At 33.9% G+C, this 2,243-nt stretch carries 1 protein-coding gene; it reads left to right on the top strand.

The features are described from left to right. The first annotated feature begins 793 nt into the window (after positions 1 to 793). Positions 794 to 2,182, top strand: coding sequence for a DNA methyltransferase (locus QL984_RS18375; protein ID WP_138764605.1), 1,389 nt, complete (start codon positions 794 to 796; stop codon positions 2,180 to 2,182). Positions 2,183 to 2,243: the final 61 nt, after the last annotated feature.

Below are 2,243 nucleotides of genomic sequence, written 5' to 3'. Positions count from 1 at the left end.
CTACCAACCGAGTTTTTTTATCTTTTATAGCTATTAAAATTGGTAATATTATAAAAAAGAAAAGACCCGCAGATGTAAGAAACAGAGTTAAAAACCACAACTTAATAGGCTCCATTACTTTTCAATAACCTCATATATTAACTCGCCTGCACCCATCGACCATAATCTCCAGCTTTGCTTGCCTCAACTCTATCAGCGCAATTTCAACATACCCAACTCTTTTCAGGTTTTTGGACATATTGGCTACAGTTTTATAGTCTTGAAATTAGTAACGGGATTTCGATTCGCAGGTGGTTGTGACTGGTCATTAAACAGGACAATATACATAAATATTAAACGTAGGCTTGCTCAATATAATGTAAAAAAGACTTAAAGCCATCATCATTCAAAAAGGTGTTTTCACGCCCTCTCCCACGATTCATCAAATGATACAACGCATTCTCATACTCTATTCGCAGCGGCCTAGACATAGTAATTCACTCAATGAGTAGTAAACTATAAATCTAGACCTTTGATGTCTGAAGTCAAGATTTGACCCCTTTCGTTTCTTTGACCCTTTCGTTTCTAGGGGCAGGTTTTTCATTTTTTAATTACAAAAGGCAAAAAGAAAGACCTGACTCTGCTGATTTTCTTTTGTTTTCTGATGGGTAACCCTTTAACTTCTGTCGTTCTGTCGTTCTGACGATAGACCTCATTTGGTTTCAATATAAGATTAAAGAAGAGGATTTGGGCGACTTTTAATGTAGCAGATGATACATTATCTCGAATTGCACTATCTGACTTTTGAATTCAAATGAGATTAGACTTTTCGTCAAAAAATGAACAAAATGGAAAGCTATTAGAGCCGACTATTAGCTTGTCATGCCAGGAAAAGATTGATGAAGCTTTAAATAATTTGCTGAATGAATATCAAGCTCATAAAAAACCAATCCAAGTTGATTTTAGAAGCTTGGTTAATTGGGTTCCATATTCAGACTCTTATACACACTACATTCATACTTACCCAGCAAAGCTTTTAAAACATATCCCTATTTTTTTTATTAATTCTAAAGTTTTGTTACCTGAAAAAAAAGGAACTGTTCTAGATCCATTTTGTGGCTCAGGAACTGTCTTATTAGAATCTATTTTATCTGGCCACAATGCCTTAGGTTGCGATGCAAATCCTTTAGCAAGATTAATTGCTAAAGTAAAAACTACAAGCTTGGATACAAACTTAATCCATCAGGAAACTAAAGATATTTTACAATACGCTAAGCGGTTGAGAAAATTTACTCATGTAAATGTAACAAATATAGATCATTGGTTTCCTAAAAAAACACAACGGGATTTATCAAGATTAATAAGAGCAATAGAACAATTACCCGACTCAAGTGAAAAAGACTTTTTTAAAGTTACATTTTCAAGCATTGTGAAAAAGGTTAGTTTCTCAGATCCTCACCTCAGTGTTCCTGTAAAAATAAAACCTGATAAATATATTAACTCGACTATGAAGAAAAAAGCTGAACATCGATTAGACGAAGTTAATAATGCTAACGTATTTAAAATTTTTGAAAAACAAGTAGAACAAAATACAAACAGAATAAGTTTGCTAGGTGAAGCTAAAATAGACGCCTTAAGGTGTGAAGTAATCTCAAAAGATGCTAGAAAGATAACAAATACACTATCAAAAGATGCAGAGTTACTACAAAGCAACTCTGTAGACTTAATAGTCACATCTCCTCCCTATGCCGGTGCGCAAAAGTATGTGAGATCATCATCACTTAGCCTAGGTTGGTTAGGCTATTGCCAAGAGAATACATTGCGTGACTACGAAAAACAAAATATAGGTAGAGAGCATTACAGCAAACTTGAATATAAGAATCTTTTAAAGTTATCTATTAAAGAAATTGATCTAGAACTAGAGCGCATTTGGAAAATCAATCCCTTACGAGCTCATATAAGCGGAAATTATCTCTTTGAAATGAGGGCTGCTATTTCAGAAATGTTTAGAGTATTAAAAAAGGATAGATATTGTACAATCGTTATCGGTAACAATGAAGTTTGTGGCCAACCATTTGAGACCCAGTTTTTTATTAGACTATTAGCTGAAAGTATCGGTTTTAATACCAAATTGGTGTTAGTCGATGAAATACACTCCAGAGGCTTGATGACAAAAAGAAATAAAACTGTAGTGGTCAACTAATTTTGGCCACAGTTTTAGAATCTTGGTATCTAACCTCAGATTCATTTGGTGCTAAACTTGC

The sequence above is a fragment of the Pseudoalteromonas sp. APC 3495 genome, assembly GCF_030407645.1.
Classification (GTDB): Bacteria; Pseudomonadota; Gammaproteobacteria; order Enterobacterales; family Alteromonadaceae; genus Pseudoalteromonas; species Pseudoalteromonas tetraodonis.
This window is presented reverse-complemented; position numbering and strand designations above follow the sequence as displayed.

What these genes read in the sequence shown, in the direction of transcription:
- QL984_RS18375 (WP_138764605.1), top strand. Translation starts at nt 794, where the DNA reads ATGAGATTAGACTTTTCGTCAAAAAATGAACAAAATGGAAAGCTATTA.